The following is a 15291-nucleotide window of genomic DNA, read 5'->3' on the forward strand; positions in this document are numbered from 1 at the left end:
ACAAGTACCTTGAATTATTCAGTGCGCGTGGCTGGGGTGGTCGAGGCCACGTTATCGGCGTGGAAACCGCCGCCCAGGGCCTGCATCAGTTGAATCGAAAGATCGATTTGCTCGGCATTCAGGGTGGCCAACTGACGCTGGGCCTGGAGCAGTTGCTGTTCGATGCTGAGCACGTCCAGGTAATTGCCGATACCTGAGCTGTAACGCTGGACGCCGGTGTCGTAGGACTGCTGGGCAATGTCAGCGGCGTGTTGCTGGGCCTGGATCTGCCGGCCGGTCTCGCGCAATTGCGAGAGTGTGTTGCCGATATCGCCCAAGGCTTGCACCAGGGTTTTGTTGTACTGGGCCACGGCCAGGTCGTAGTCGGCGTCGCGAGCGTCGAGGTCGGCGCGCAGGCGGCCGCCGTCGAAGATCGGCAGCGAGACGGTCGGCGCAATGCTGAAGAAGCGGCTGGCCGAACCAAACATCGCATCCCCCAGCAACGATTCGGCCCCGGCGCTCGCGCTCAGGTTGAGGTTGGGGTAGAAACGGGTCTTGCTGGCCGCGATGTTCTTGCTCGCCGCCTCCACCCGCCAGCGTGCGGCGATCAGGTCCGGGCGACGGCCCACCAGCTCGGCAGGCAACACCGAAGGCACCGCAACCGCGCTCGGCTTGAGCACGTTGGGGCGTACCAGTTCGCTGCCACGGTCCGGGCCTTTGCCGAGCAACACTGCGAGGGCGATCTTCGCGCTCTGCAGTTGCTTTTCCGCATCGATCAGTTGCGACTGGGAGCTGGCTTCCAGGCTTTCGGTTTGCTGGTACTGGTACTGGCTGTCGATCCCGGAGTTCAGGCGACGCTGGCCCAGGTCGAGCATCTGCCGGGTGCGCTTGAGGTCATCATTGGCCAGGTCACGCACGATATGGGCCTGGCCCAGGTCGCTGTAGGCCTTGGCGACGTTGGCCGCGAGGGTCAGGCGCGCGGCCTGTTGGTCGACTTCGGCAGCGCGGGCCTGGCCCAGCGCGGCTTCCCAGGCGGCGCGCTGGCCACCCCACAGGTCGAAGTTGTAATTGAAGCTGGCACCGATGTTACGCACGGTGGCGTAGGCATCGCCCTGGCCCAACGGGTCCTGGTCCTTGGCCAGGCGCGAACGGCTGACACCGGCGCTGGCATCCAGGGTTGGCATGCGCTCGGCGTCGGCAGCATAGGCAGCGGCTTCGGCCTGGTGGGCGCGGGCGCTGGCCACTTGCATGTCGGGGCTGTTCTGCAGGGCTTCCTGGATCAGGCCGTCGAGCTGTGGATCGCCAAGGCCTTTCCACCAGTCGGCGGTGGGCCAGGCGGCGGTGGACAGGGTCACGCCGCTGAGGGATTTGCCGGTTTGCAGGTTATTGGCTTCGAGGCGTTTGCCTTCTGTGTTCAAGCCGCTGAAATTGGCACAACCGGCCATAGTCATGGCCACCAGCACAAGGCTGAGGCCGGCACGCAAGGAGCGATTGTTCATGCACTACCTACCCGCTGGATGGTGATGGGGTCACCCGCAGCTATCAGAATTTTCTTCAGGATTTTTTCCAGGGTTTGCAATTCACCCGGCTCCAGCGCGCCCGCCAACTGGTTCAAGGCCTGGGCACCGATGTGCGGCAGCATGTCGGCCACGCGCTGGCCTTCGGCGGTCAGCACCAACTGCACCTGGCGCCGGTCCTGCTCGGAACGCTTGCGCGCCAGCAGGTCCTTTTGTTCCAGGCGGTCGAGCATGCGGGTCATGGAGCCGCTGTCCAACGACAGGTTGCGGCACAGCTCGGCCGGGGTGTCGACGCCGTACTGGGCCATGATGATCAACACCTTGAACTGCGCGGCCGTGATGCCGTGGGGTTCCATGTGGGTGTCGATGATCTTGTCTTTGAGCAGCGCAGCCCGGCCCAGCAGCAGGCCGAGGTGGCAGTTGTGGAAGTTTTCGGGGGTGAAGTGCTTCATCGTGACCAGCCTATTAACTGCCTAAGCAGTGAATGTGTGACACGATGTTACTGCCTAGGCAGCGAATGTCAAACGAATAGTTAGGTTGCTTGCTAATTAGCGGATAAATGGTGGGAGCCAGGCTCCCACCATTACCGTGGACGGATCAGAAATCGCGCTTGTAGAAAATATCCAGGGAGCTGGCCACGCCGCTGGCCACTTCCAGGTACACCTTCTTGCTCAGCAAATAGCGCAAGGCGATGGTGTTGGCCGGCTCGAACACCCCCACGCCATAACGCAGGCTGAGCTTCTCGGAGATCTTGCCGCTGGCCACCACGGCGGTGTTGTTGCCACTGCCCTGGGTGTCCAGTTCAAAGTCCTGGATGCCCAGGTTCTTGGCGATGTCCGACGTGACCCCGGCACTGCCCATCAACCCAAGACCCAGCGCCGCTTCGGCCAGCATGTTGTTGTCCTCACCGTTGGTGGTGCGCGAACGCCCCAACACCAGGTACGACAATGCATCCTCTTGGGCCATGGCCGGCTCCGAGAAAATTTGCGTAGTCGGCTGCTCGGCACTGCCGCTCAGACGAATACCGGCGGTGACGGTCCGGGACGGCTCGGTGGTGATCCGCACCGCTTCGATATCCAGGAACGGCTGGTCAATCGGCCCGGCAAACAACAATCGCGCGCGGCGCACAGTCAGGCGTTGGCCGTAGGCCCGGTAGCGGCCGTCGTTGAGCCACAGTTCACCACGGGTGTCCATGTTGTCGCCGATGTGCACATGGCCTTGCAGGTTGGCGGTAAGGCCAAACCCGGCGAAGCTCAGCTTGTCCTTGCCTACCTCCACATCGATGTCCATCGCCATGGCCATCGGCGGCTTGCCCTCTTCGGTCTGGCTGCCGACGATCACCGTGTCATCCGAGACCTTGACCGTCGATGGCGGCAATTCCCGCACGGTGATCTCGCCCTTGGGAATCTGCACCTTGCCGGAGATCGCCAGCTTGTCGTTCTTCATGCTGATCTTCAGGTCGGGCGCCACCTCCAGGGCCGCGTACGGTTCCACGGTGACCGGCAGTTGCGTGCCTTGCAGCGCGATATCCACCGCCAGGGCCTGGCCCCAGTCGATCTGCCCCTTGATAGTGCCCTGCCCGGCCTTGCCGCTGCGCCAGCCACCATTGAGCTGCACGCTTTCGCCGGCAATCAACGCCTGGATATTCAGGCCTTCAATGCTGGTGGGCAGTTCCGGGCCGGAGATTTCGCCTCCCACCAGGTTGACGCTGCCGTTGACCTGAGGCGCCAGCAGGCTGCCGCCGATTCGCCCGTTACCGTTGAGCTTGCCGTTGAGCTTTTCGACCATCGGCACAAACGGGCGGGCTACGGCGAGGTCGAGGCCGGTCAGGGTGAAGTTGCCGGTGATCGGCTTGTTCTTCGCCAGCGGATTGAGCTGCGCCTGCAACAGCAACTCGCCGAGCTTGCCGCCACGGAAATTGAGCTGGGTGTCGATGCGCGTGGGGTTGAGGGTGGTTTCCAGCTTCAGCGTGTCGTAGGGGAAATCCAGCCACTGGTCCTTGTCCTTGACCCGCAGGGTACCGCCGCTGGCGTCCACCGAGACCACGCCTTTGGGGCCGCTGGCCGGCAGGTCGAGCTGCACGTCGGCATTGAGCTTGCCCTGCCAGGCGAAATCCTTGGGCAACCACTGCGCCAGGCTGTCGATTGGGAACTGCTTGAGGTGATAACGCAGCTTCGGCTCGGGCATCAGGCGCTGGTCTTCGCCGCACAGGCTCGCCGGGCCGGAGACCCAGCAGTGCGCCGCAAAGGTCAGCTTGCCATCGGCCAGGCGCTCGATCTTCGCCGGCGCTTGCAGCTTCCAGTCCTGGCCACCGGCTTGCACATCGCCGCTGGCCAGGCGCCCGCGCCAGTTGCCTTTGTCGAGGTTGCCGTCCAGGGCCAGGGCCAGCTTGAGCAACGGGCCGGCCAGGTCGAGCTGGACTTTCTGGCTTTTGATATCGCCCTGGGCGCTGGCACTGAAGGTGCCGAGCTGGGTTTCACCGGCCTGGATGCCACTGCCTTTCAGGTCGACTTTGGCGCGCTGGGCATTATCCAGGTTCGCGTCCAGGGTCAGGTTTTGCAGGCGGTTATCTTCAAACGCCAGTTGCTGGCCAACCAGGTTGAGCTTGCCTTGCGGCGCTTTCAGGGTGCCGGCGACGTCGAGGCGACCATTCATCTGCCCGCGCAGTTGCGGCCAGAGCTGGGCGAGGCGCGTCAGCTTGATGTCGATCTGCCCGGCAAGGCGCTGTTGCAGGCTGCCGCTGCCATAGATGCGGTTGTCGCCGAGGCGAATGTCCAGGGTGCCGAGGGTCCATTGCTCGCCTGCGCCTTCGGCCTTGGCCTGGAGCACGGCAGGTTGGCCACGCAGACGGCCCTTGAGGTCGAGGTCGGCATTGAGCTTGAGTTGCTCGTTCTTCATTTCGCCCTTGCTGCGCAACGGGCCCGCGAGGGTGCCGGGCAACTCCGCGACCCAATACGCCGGGTTGATCGCCGACAGGTCCAGCGCCGTGTCCCAGGCGATGCCATCGGCAAATTGCAGGTTCAGGTGGCCTTCGGCCTTGCCCTGACCAGCCGCGAGTTTCAACTCGGGGAGGAACACTTGCTTGAGGTCGCCACTGAACGGGCTGGCCAGGCTGAACTTGCCCGCAGGGCCGTCGAGGTCGGCCTTGAAGTTGCCCAGATAGTTGCCGTCCTTGTAGGAAACTTCACCATTGAAGGTACGCAAGGCCACCTGGGGTTCGTCGATCACGGGGTACAGGCGATGCCACGGGAAATCCAGCCAGTCGATTTTCGCGTCGGCGCTGAAGCCTTGCTGCCAGTCCAGATTGGCACTGAGCTTGAGGCTTTGTTTGTCACCGGCATTCAAATCCAGCCCGGCGATCTGCGCGCCCTTGGCGTCGACCTTGCCTTGCAGCAGCAGGTCCACCGGGCCTTTTTCCGCGGGCAGTACGGCTTTGCCCAGCAACTGGTAACCGTTGCTCAGGTCGCCCTTGGCGGTCAGGTCCAGCTGATTGAGTTGCAGGGTATCGGGCAAATCGGCGCTGGGTTTGAAGCCGTCGGCGGTGATGTGCAACTGCGCCGGCAGGTTTTCCACCAGCGGTTGCAATTCGCCGCTGAGCTTGGCCGGCAGGTAGCCGCTGCTGTCGGCGTCGAGCTTGAGGGTCTTGAGCAAATCGCCATCGACCTTGAGCGCCAGCGTCCAGGGCGCACCGCCCGGCGCGTAAGGCAGGCTCAGGGTGCCGCTGGCGGCCAGCGGCCAATTGCCGGTGGGTTGCAGCAGGCCGGACAGGTCAAGGACCAAACCGTCCCGTTGCAGGTGCACCGAATCGATCTGCATCCCGGCGGCAGTCCAGTGCGCCGCCAGCTGCAGGCCCTGGAGCTCTTCGCTGCCATTGAACAGCAGGCTGCCAACGCGGATGTCACCCAACTGAAGGGCGACCGGCAGTTTCAGGTCCGGCAGGGTAATCGGGCCGCTGCTTTCTTCGGTGCCGGGTGGAAATTGCAGGCTCACCTGCTCCACATCCAGTTGGTTGATGCACAAGGTCATGCGCATCAAACAGGCCGGCGACCAGTCGAACTTTGGCGCCTGAAGCTCCACGCGGCTGCTGTCCTGCTGCCATAACAGATGGTCGGCACTCCACTGCCCGCCCAGGCGACCCTGGAAATTCTCCACGGTCAAACCCGGCACCTGGCCCAGCATCCAACGGCTGCCGACCTGGGTACCCAGCACCGTCCACAGTGCCAGCACTATCACCGCGAGGACCGCCAGAATGGCCAGCCCCGCTATTTTCAAACCACGCATCACAGCTCAGGCCCCATGGAAAAGTGCAAACGAATGCCGCCCGGATCTTCGAGGGCATGGGCCAGGTCGAGGCGGATCGGGCCGACCGGCGACACCCAGCGCACGCCCACACCCACACCGGTTTTCAGGCTCGGCATTTCCAGGGTGTTGAACGAGTTGCCTTGGTCGATAAAGGTCGCGATCCGCCATTTTTCGGCGATGGAATATTGGTACTCGGCGCTCAGGGCCACCATGTAGCGGCCGCCGATGCGGTCGCCACGATCGTTTTCCGGGGACAGGGTCTGGTACTCGTAACCCCGTACGCTCTGGTCGCCACCGGCAAAAAAGCGCAACGACGGCGGCACGGATTTGTAGCCGTTGGTGGCACTGCCGCCAAACTGCGCCCGGGCCAGGAAACGGTGGTTGTCCCACAGGGTGGTCAAGCCCTTGATGGTCGCCGTGCCGTAAAGCAGGTTGGTGTCGGAACCCAGGCCTTCCTTGGCGACCTTGGCGTCGAACAGCAGGCGATAGCCGTTGTGCGGGTCGATGCGGTTGTCGCTGCGCAGGTAGGAATAACTGATGCCCGGCATCAGCAGCGTACTCAGGCCCGAGTCGTTGCCCAGGCGATACTCTTCGCGCTGCCATTTGAGCGAGATCACCCGCGTCCAGCCGCTGGGCAACTTGCTGTGCCACTCGGGGCCGAGGGTGAGCAGTTTACTCAGGGTGTCGGTGTTGGCGATTTCTTCATTCTGGTAACCGCCGGCAAAGCGAAGTTTGTCGGTCAGTGGCGGGTCCATGGGAATGTCGTACCACAACCCGACGTTCTGCCGAGGCGCGGAAAGCTCGGCTTCCCAGCCATAACTGTGGCCCTGGGGGTTGACCCAGTGGCGCGTCCAGTTGGCCTTGCCCCGCGGGCCGACGTCGGTCGAGTAACCGAGGCCCAGGCCCATGGTGCGCGGCTTGCGGGTTTCCAGTTGCACGGCCACCGGGATCACGTCATTGGTCGAGGCCGCCGGAGCGGCGTCCACGCGCACGCCTTCGAAAAAGCCGCTGGATTGCAGGTTCTGGTTGAGTTCGGCGATCAGTTCGGAGTCGTAAGGCGCGCCGCTCTTGAACGGCACCATGCGTTGCAGCAGGTCTTCATCAAACGGCGTATCGCCGGCAAAGCTGACCTTGCCCAAGGTGTAGCGTGGGCCACTGTCATAAATCAGTTCGATATCGGCCACACCCGCCTTGGGGTCGACCGAGAGTTTCTGGCTGGTAAAGCGCCCGCTGAAAAAGCCGTAGCGTGACGCCTGGTTCTGGATGACGCGCTTGGCGTCTTCGTAGTTGCCGTGGTTGAGCACGGCGCCGGATTTGAGTTGGTCGCTGGCGGGCACGCGAAAGGCCTTGAGGTCGGCGGCCTGGCCGTCGACCCGAATGGTCACATTGCGCAAATGCACCGGTTCGCCGGGGTCGATGGTGAGGATCAGGCGCGGGTTCTTGCCGCCCTTCACATCGCTGGCAATCTGCGGTTGGTAGTAGCCCAGCGCCTGGGCGGCCTTGCGGGCCTGCTCCTCGGCGCCACGGCTGAACCGCAGCAGGGCTTCTTCGTCACGATCGCCGACCCCGCCGATATAGCCTTCGATGTTGGCTTTCAACGCGTCGTTTGAAGGCTTGATGCGCACATCCAATTCGCTTTGCGCCAAGGCGCCGCAGCTCGTGAACAGCAGAATCAAGCCGCTGGTAAATCTTCCTGGAAACTTCATAGGCCGGGATGCTACACGAGCTTGGGAGCGAGTTAGAACCCGGATTTGTCTGAATAATTCTGTCTTAAACCGTTGCAGCCTGTAACACCTGCGGATTTGCGTGAAAGAACACGTGTTCCAGTACCGGTCCTACAGCGACCTCGCCGATCTCTTCATAGCCCTGGCGCTTATAGAATTCCAGATAGCGAGAATTCCCCGTATCCAGCACCACGCCCGAGGAATGCGGGTCTTCGGCGCACCAGTTGTGCACCGCTTCCAGCAGTTGCTCACCGTAGTGCTTGCCCTGGAATTGCGGGTGAATCCCCAGCAACGGCAGCACATGCACCGAATCCGAGGGCAGGCACGCCAGCACTGCCTGATGGTATTCCAGGTAACGCCGGGTACCGCGCACACCGGTACTCAGCCACATGCGCAACTGCCAGGCCCAGCTTTCGGTGATGCCCAGGCGGCGGGTCGGTGGCGCGATCAGGGCGATGCCGATCAGCCGGTCGTTGACCAACAGGCCAATCGCCGGAAGTTTCTGGAAGAAGTGCTGCTTGACCAGCTCACGCACCGTGGCGCGCACCCGCTGTTCGTAGCCGGGACGTTCGGCTTCGAAGATATAGGCGAACGTCGGCTCGTGGCGATAGGCCTGGTACAACAGCGAACGGGCTTCGCGGGAGTAGCCGCTGTCGAGCATGTGGATCTGGGCGATGGCAGTCGAGGTGTCAGGCATAACAGTGAATCTCCCCTGGGCGCTGACTCAAAAGGTCGCGCTCTTGTTATTACGAACGTCTGCGGCACTGTTTCGTTCAGTGTAGCCACCAGAGGCCGCTTCGCAGCCTAACGCAGCCTCGTACCTCGGCAGTTGCTACAAGGCTGGCCCCCATCCGACTTGTCGGCTAGCATCGCCCTTTTGCCAGACTGGACCGCCGACCATGAAAATCGTGTCTTTCAATATCAACGGGCTGCGCGCCCGCCCTCATCAGCTGGCGGCACTGATCGAGAAACACCAGCCGGACGTGATCGGCCTGCAGGAAACCAAGGTCCACGACGACCAGTTCCCGCTGGATGAGATCAAGGCCCTCGGCTATCACGTGTATTACCACGGGCAGAAAGGCCACTACGGTGTTGCCCTGCTCTCGCGCCAGGAACCGCTGGCGCTGCACAAAGGCTTTGCCAGTGACGAAGAAGACGCCCAGCGCCGGTTTATCTGGGGCACCTTCGCCGACGCCAACGGCAACCCGATTACCATCATGAACGGCTATTTCCCACAAGGCGAAAGCCGCGACCACCCCATCAAGTTCCCGGCCAAGCAGCGCTTCTACGAGGACCTGCAAACCCTCCTGGAGTCGCAGTTCAGCAATGACCAGGCCGTGGTGGTGATGGGTGATGTGAATATTTCCCCGGAAGACTGCGACATCGGCATCGGTGCCGACAACGCCAAGCGCTGGCTGAAGACCGGCAAGTGCAGCTTCCTGCCGGAAGAACGCGAGTGGATGGCCCGCCTGAAGAACTGGGGCCTGGTGGACAGCTTCCGCCACCTCAACCCGGATGTGGCAGACCGCTTCAGCTGGTTCGATTACCGCAGCCGTGGTTTTGAAGACGAGCCAAAGCGCGGGCTGCGAATCGACGTGATCCTGGCTTCCCAAGGCTTGTTGCCCCGGGTGAAGGATGCCGGTGTGGACTACGACCTGCGCGGCATGGAAAAACCCTCCGATCATGCACCGATATGGCTGGAATTGAGCTGATTTCTTAACAGCAGCGCCGTTAAATGTGGGAGCGGGCTTGCTCGCGAATACGGAGTGTCAGTCACCGGATACGTCGACTGACACACTGTATTCGCGAGCAAGCCCGCTCCCACACTTTTTGACGGCGTGATGCCGGTCATATTGCTGAAACCTCTCTGACTTAATCTCGCGGCACTCCCTTTGGCTTGAGAAGGTGCCGGCATGATGCTGCGCGTTCTATCCCTGCTGGCACTGTTCAGCGCATTTCCCCTCGCCGCTTTTTCCACCCCTCTGCCCTTCCCCGAACATGGCCCGGCCTTGCGCATCCAGGGTTCCAACACCATCGGCGCGGCGCTTGGCCCGGCGCTGGTCAAGGGGCTGATGGAGCAACAGGGGTTGCAAGCGGTGCACAGCGAGCCATCTGACCAGGCCAACGAACAGCACATCGTCGGCAAGACTCGCCAGGGCCAGAAGGTGACAGTGGAAGTGGCGGCCCATGGTTCCAGCACCGGGTTCGCAGCCCTGAAAAACGCCAACGCCGACCTCGCGGCGTCTTCCCGGCCGATCAAGGACAGCGAACTGGTGGACCTCGAAGCCCTCGGCGACCTGAAAAGCCCCGACGCCGAACAGGTCATCGCCATTGACGGGCTGGCGATCATCCTCAACCCACGCAACCCGTTGGGGACGCTGAACACCGCGCAACTGGCGCAGATCTTCAGCGGCGAAGTCTCGACCTGGGAACAACTGGGCGGCATCGGTGGCCAGATTCACCTGTACGCGCGGGATGATCAATCCGGCACCTATGACACCTTCAAGGAACTGGTGCTCAGCCGGCGCGGCAAGTCGTTGGACGGCAGCGCCAAGCGCTTCGAATCCAGCGAGCAGTTGTCGGATGCTGTCAGCCATGACCCCCAGGGCATCGGTTTTATCGGATTGCCCTATGTGCGCCAGGCCAAGGCGGTGGCCATCGTCGATGGCGACTCGCAGCCGATGCTGCCGCTGAACAGCTTGATCGCCACCGAGGACTACCCGCTGTCACGCCGGTTGTTCTTCTATCTGCCACCTGTTGCACAAAACCCCTGGGCCAAGGCCCTGGTGGACTTTGCACAAAGCAGCAAGGGCCAGGCGATCGTCGCCGCCAACGGTTTTATCGCACAGCAGGTGCAGGCCATGGCGGTGGAACCACGGGCGCCGATGCCCGGGGATTACCAGGCGATTGCCCGACAAGCGCAGCGCCTGACGGTGAATTTCCGGTTTGAGGAAGGCAGTGCCAGCCTCGACAACAAGGCGCGCCAGGATCTGATGCGGGTAGTGGCTTATATAAAGAGCCACGGCAAGCTGGACAAGCAGGTGACGCTCGTGGGGTTTGGGGATGCCAAGAGTGATGCGCAGCGGGCGGCGCTATTGTCGAAGTTGCGAGCGATGGCGGTGCGCCGGGAATTGGTCAAGAGCGGCGTGGTGCTGAGGGACATTCAGGGGTTCGGTGCTGAGATGCCGGTGGCGGCAAATACAGCGGATGAGGGACGGATCAAGAATCGGCGGGTGGAGGTCTGGGTGTATTGAGGACGCGGAGCGTCCGGGGCAGCATTCCCACGCAGAGCGTGGAAACGATCAACTGGCCTCATCGCGGCAAGCCCGGCTCCCACAGTTGGCTGCATTCCCCTGTGGGAGCTGGCTTGCCTGCGATGAAGACACCTCGGTTTTACTGCCCGCTGCGCATCATTTCCCGCGGCACATACTTGCCGATCTCGAACTTGCCGATTGCTGCGCGGTGCACTTCGTCCGGGCCATCGGCCAGGCGCAGGGTGCGCTGCATGGCGTACATGTAGGCCAGCGGGAAGTCATTGGATACGCCGGCGCCACCGTGGATCTGGATGGCGCGATCGATCACCCTCAACGCCACGTTCGGCGCCACCACCTTGATCTGGGCGATTTCGCTTTTCGCGACCTTGTTGCCCACGGTGTCCATCATGTAGGCAGCTTTCAGGGTCAGCAGGCGCGCCATGTCGATTTCCATCCGCGAGTCGGCGATCTTGTCGATATTGCCACCCAGGCGGGCCAGCGGCTTGCCGAAGGCGGTACGGCTGACGGAACGCTTGCACATCAGTTCCAGCGCGCGCTCGGCCATGCCGATGGAACGCATGCAGTGGTGAATACGGCCCGGACCAAGGCGCCCCTGGGCAATTTCAAAGCCCCGGCCTTCGCCCAGCAGGACGTTTTCGTACGGCACGCGGACGTTTTCAAACAGCACTTCGGCGTGGCCATGGGGTGCGTCGTCGTAGCCGAACACCGGCAGCGGGCGCACGATCTTCACACCGGGCGCATCCACCGGTACCAGGATCATCGAGTGCTGCTGGTGACGCGGCGCATCCGGGTTGCTCAGGCCCATGAAGATCAGGATCTTGCAGCGCGGGTCACAGGCGCCGGAGGTCCACCATTTTTTACCGTTGATCACCCACTCGTCGCCGTCGCGTTCTGCACGGGCGGCCATGTTGGTGGCGTCGGAGGAAGCCACGTCCGGCTCGGTCATGGCAAATGCCGAGCGGATTTCGCCGCGCAGCAGCGGTTCGAGCCAGCGCTGTTTTTGCTCTTCGTTGGCGTAGCGCACCAGCACTTCCATGTTGCCGGTATCCGGTGCCGAGCAATTGAACGGCTCCGGCCCCAGCAAGGAGCGGCCCATGATTTCGGCCAGGGGCGCGTATTCCAGGTTGGTGAGGCCGGCGCCCAATTCGGATTCCGGCAGGAACAGGTTCCACAGGCCTTCGGCTTTAGCCTTGAGCTTCAACTCTTCCATGATGGCGGTGGGCTGCCAGCGGTCACCTTCGGCAACCTGGCGTTCGAACACAGGCTCGGCCGGATAAACGTAGGCGTCCATGAACGCGGTGACGCGTTCACGCAGTTCCTGAACCTTGGGCGAATAGGCGAAATCCATGGGCAGCACCTTCTCAATGGAGGTTGTTGAGGTCATGAAACGATGCTAGAACAGCGTTGATAATTTACCTAGCCTATTCTCGGCGTGTATTAACATTCATCACCGATATATGATCGGCGTATGGACACCTAACAATAAGAGCGCAGCGAAATGAATCTGAGCAAGGTCGACCTCAACCTCTTCATCGTCTTTGACGCGATCTACACCGAAGCCAACCTGACCCGCGCCGGGCAGATTGTCGGGATTACTCAACCTGCGGTGTCGAACGCTCTGGCCCGCCTGCGGGAGACCTTCAACGACCCGCTGTTCGTGCGCACAGCCCAAGGCATGGTGCCCACGCCCATGGCCCAGAACATCATTGGCCCGGTGCGTAATGCGCTGTCGCTGCTGCGGGTGTCGGTACAGGAAAGCCGGATCTTCAACCCGCAACAGGCGGCCAAGACCTACCGCATCAGCATGACCGACCTCACCGAAGCGGTGATTCTGCCGCCGCTGTTCCAGCGCCTGCGCCGCCTGGCACCGACGGTGGTAATCGAGAGCTTCCTGTCCAAGCGCCGGGAAACCACCAAGGAACTGGCGGCCGGTCGCCTGGACTTCGCCGTGGATGCGCCGCTCAACACCGACCCGCAAGTGCGCCACGTCAAGCTCATGGAAGACCGCTACGTGTGCGCCATGCGCAAGGGCCATCCGATGGCGGGCAAGGACAAACTGACGCTGGATGACTACCTGTCGCTGACCCACATTCATATCTCCAGCCGGCGCAACGGCCTGGGCCATGTCGACCTGGCGCTGGGCAAGATGGGCCTGCAACGCAAGATCGCCCTGCGCTCCCAGCACTACCTGATGGCCTCGCAGGTGCTGCAACAGACCGACATGGTAATGACCGTGCCGGAGCGCTTTGCACGGCGCCATGAACTGCACTGGTTCAACCTGCCGGTGAATGATGTGCCGATGGTGGAAACCCATCTGTACTGGCATGAAAGCACCGACCAGGATCCGGCCAACCGCTGGATGCGCGAGCAGATGATCGAGTTGTGCCAGCAGGTGACGGCCCATGAGAAGAAGCTGGACAAACTGTAGGAGCGAGCTTGACGTTAACGTCAACCAGCCATTAGCTTAACGCTCAAGACACTCCTTGAGCGCCCTCATGAGCACGACCTACAGCATCTCCGACCTCGCCCGCGAGCTCGACATCACCACCCGCGCCATTCGCTTCTATGAAGAACAAGGCCTGCTGTCCCCGGAACGCCGGGGCCAGGAGCGCATTTATTCGCCCCGCGACAAAGTCAGCCTGAAGCTGATCCTGCGGGGCAAGCGCATCGGTTTTTCCCTGGCCGAGTGCCGGGAACTGATCGAACTCTACGACCCTACCAGCGGCAACCAGAAACAGCTGCACAGCATGCTGGCGAAAATCGCCGAGCGCCGCGAGCAGCTGGAACAACAGTTGCTCGACATCGAACAGATGAAGCTCGAACTGGACACCGCCGAAGAGCGTTGCATCCAGGCGCTGGAACAGACCATTCAGGGCCAGGTTGGCCATTCATAAAAGGTAGCTGCCATGTCCCTCCCCTCTCATGTGCGCCTGGTGGAAGTGGGCCCCCGCGACGGCCTGCAGAATGAAGCGCAACCCATCAGCGTCGCCGACAAGGTGCAATTGGTGGGCGCCCTGAGTGCCGCCGGCCTGGGTTACATCGAAGTCGGCAGTTTTGTGTCGCCCAAATGGGTACCGCAGATGGCCGGGTCGGCCGAGGTGTTTGCGCAGATCCAGCGCAAGCCGGGCGTGACCTATGGCGCGCTGGCGCCAAACCTGCGGGGTTTTGAAGATGCACTGGCGGCGGGCGTGAAAGAAGTGGCCGTATTTGCGGCGGCTTCCGAGGCGTTTTCCCAGCGCAATATCAACTGCTCCATCAGCGAAAGCCTGGAACGCTTCGTGCCGATCATGGCCGCGGCCAGGCAGCATGGTGTGAGTGTGCGGGGTTATGTGTCGTGTGTGTTGGGTTGCCCTTATGAAGGTCAGGTCGCGCCGGAACAGGTCGCGGCAGTCGCTCGCGAGCTGTTCGCCATGGGCTGCTATGAGGTGTCCCTGGGCGACACGATTGGCACCGGCACTGCAGGCGCAACACGCCGGATGTTCGAGGTGGTCGGCGCGCAGGTGCCACGGGACAAGCTGGCCGGGCACTTCCATGACACCTATGGCCAGGCCATCGCCAATATCTACGCCAGCCTTGAGGAAGGTATCCAGGTGTTCGACAGCTCTATTGCGGGCCTCGGCGGGTGCCCCTATGCCAAGGGGGCCAGCGGTAACGTTGCCACTGAAGATGTGTTGTACCTGCTCAATGGCTTGGGCATCGAGACGGGTATCGACATGGACAAGCTGATTCTGGCGGGTCAGCAGATTTGTACGGTACTCGGCCGCCCCACCGGTTCGCGCGTGGCGAAGGCTCGCAGCGCCGGCTGAGTAGTGCGCTTGTGACGATGTGTTACCTCGCGGCTACACATCGGGTAACACGGGAACATATTTTGTCGCATTTCCTGAAGGAAATTTCTCACCAAAAAATCAAGGCATTGATTTTAAAGGACTTTATAAAATTGGCACGGCTTCTGCTATGTCTATTGCATAACAAGAATAAAAAGCACCAAACCTAATAAAAATAAGACGTAACGACTCTGACATAACAAAAACAACACGGCAGAGACGCAGCTAACAGATTTTTTTGGAGAAGATGTGCTTCGCAGGGTACGGCTTGCCGAAACCCGCAACCGGATAGAGAAGAACAAAAAACTACCTCAAGGTAGCTACCCACTGGTTGGATCGCGTGCGAAGAAGCAGATCAGCGCTCAAAAAAATACGTTTGCTCTTGACCCCGGATGGGGGTCGCCAAAAACAGCGGTAAAGGGCCACGGTTGCCAAAAACAACAATAGACCGCCCCTCAATAATAAAAAAAGAGCACGCAACGACAAATTAAAGGGGACCTTCGGGTCCCCTTTGTGCTTTCTCGGGGAAGGTGATTTGCGTGTATATCCGTTTTTTGGGTGATGGCTGAGATTGGTTCTGCTCTTACAGCGGCTCACTTTTGAACAGCGCAAAAGTAAGCAAAACGCTCTTGCCCCACCACTCGGCACCTCGCTAATGCTCGGTGTGCCC

At 61.6% G+C, this 15291-nt stretch carries 11 protein-coding genes; 5 read left to right on the forward strand and 6 right to left on the reverse strand.

Annotated features, from left to right (window positions below; all coding sequences use genetic code 11):
* Positions 1-14: 14 nt before the first annotated feature.
* The 5 genes from HX817_RS28265 to HX817_RS28285 form a co-directional block, all read right to left on the reverse strand.
* The gene (locus HX817_RS28265; RefSeq protein WP_102605511.1) at positions 15-1478 is read right to left on the reverse strand and encodes an efflux transporter outer membrane subunit; all 1464 of its coding nucleotides are present in this window, start codon (positions 1476-1478) and stop codon (positions 15-17) included.
* Complete coding sequence (locus HX817_RS28270) at positions 1475-1948, reverse strand: MarR family winged helix-turn-helix transcriptional regulator (RefSeq protein WP_003211792.1); 474 nt, start codon at positions 1946-1948, stop codon at positions 1475-1477. The genes HX817_RS28265 and HX817_RS28270 overlap by 4 nt, the downstream gene beginning before the upstream one ends.
* Positions 1949-2093: 145 nt before the next feature.
* Positions 2094-5777 (reverse strand): translocation/assembly module TamB domain-containing protein, encoded by a 3684-nt coding sequence (locus HX817_RS28275; RefSeq protein WP_177041942.1) that lies wholly within the window; start codon positions 5775-5777, stop codon positions 2094-2096.
* On the reverse strand, positions 5777-7504 hold the full coding sequence (locus tag HX817_RS28280) for an autotransporter assembly complex family protein (protein WP_023658973.1): 1728 nt from the start codon (positions 7502-7504) through the stop codon (positions 5777-5779). Before HX817_RS28280 ends, HX817_RS28275 begins: the two co-directional genes overlap by 1 nt.
* Before the next feature lie 64 nt (positions 7505-7568).
* Positions 7569-8219 (reverse strand): N-acetyltransferase, encoded by a 651-nt coding sequence (locus HX817_RS28285; protein ID WP_003211798.1) that lies wholly within the window; start codon positions 8217-8219, stop codon positions 7569-7571.
* Positions 8220-8421: 202 nt separating this feature from the next.
* On the opposite strand from HX817_RS28285, the gene xthA reads away from it, so the two are divergent.
* Both xthA and HX817_RS28295 read left to right on the forward strand, forming a co-directional pair.
* Positions 8422-9234, forward strand: a complete 813-nt coding sequence (gene xthA, locus HX817_RS28290; RefSeq protein ID WP_177041944.1) for an exodeoxyribonuclease III — start codon at positions 8422-8424, stop codon at positions 9232-9234.
* Positions 9235-9435: 201 nt separating this feature from the next.
* Positions 9436-10776, forward strand: a complete 1341-nt coding sequence (locus HX817_RS28295) for a substrate-binding domain-containing protein (RefSeq protein WP_177041947.1) — start codon at positions 9436-9438, stop codon at positions 10774-10776.
* A gap of 139 nt (positions 10777-10915) precedes the next feature.
* Here the strand turns inward: HX817_RS28295 and HX817_RS28300 are convergent, their stop codons facing one another.
* The gene (locus HX817_RS28300; protein WP_003211803.1) at positions 10916-12145 is read right to left on the reverse strand and encodes an acyl-CoA dehydrogenase; all 1230 of its coding nucleotides are present in this window, start codon (positions 12143-12145) and stop codon (positions 10916-10918) included.
* Positions 12146-12295: 150 nt separating this feature from the next.
* Here HX817_RS28300 and HX817_RS28305 point away from each other — a divergent pair, with 150 nt between their 5' ends.
* The 3 genes from HX817_RS28305 (at position 12296) to HX817_RS28315 (ending at position 14603) form a co-directional block, all read left to right on the forward strand.
* A complete protein-coding gene (locus HX817_RS28305) occupies positions 12296-13225 on the forward strand; it encodes a LysR family transcriptional regulator (RefSeq protein WP_003211805.1) in 930 nt (309 codons plus the stop codon).
* A 67-nt stretch (positions 13226-13292) separates the two neighbouring features.
* Complete coding sequence (locus HX817_RS28310) at positions 13293-13691, forward strand: MerR family DNA-binding transcriptional regulator (protein WP_102369517.1); 399 nt, start codon at positions 13293-13295, stop codon at positions 13689-13691.
* A gap of 12 nt (positions 13692-13703) precedes the next feature.
* The gene (locus HX817_RS28315; protein WP_177041949.1) at positions 13704-14603 is read left to right on the forward strand and encodes a hydroxymethylglutaryl-CoA lyase; all 900 of its coding nucleotides are present in this window, start codon (positions 13704-13706) and stop codon (positions 14601-14603) included.
* Positions 14604-15291: the final 688 nt, after the last annotated feature.

Source organism: Pseudomonas sp. C6002 (assembly GCF_013385805.1).
In the GTDB taxonomy this organism is placed as follows: domain Bacteria; phylum Pseudomonadota; class Gammaproteobacteria; order Pseudomonadales; family Pseudomonadaceae; genus Aquipseudomonas.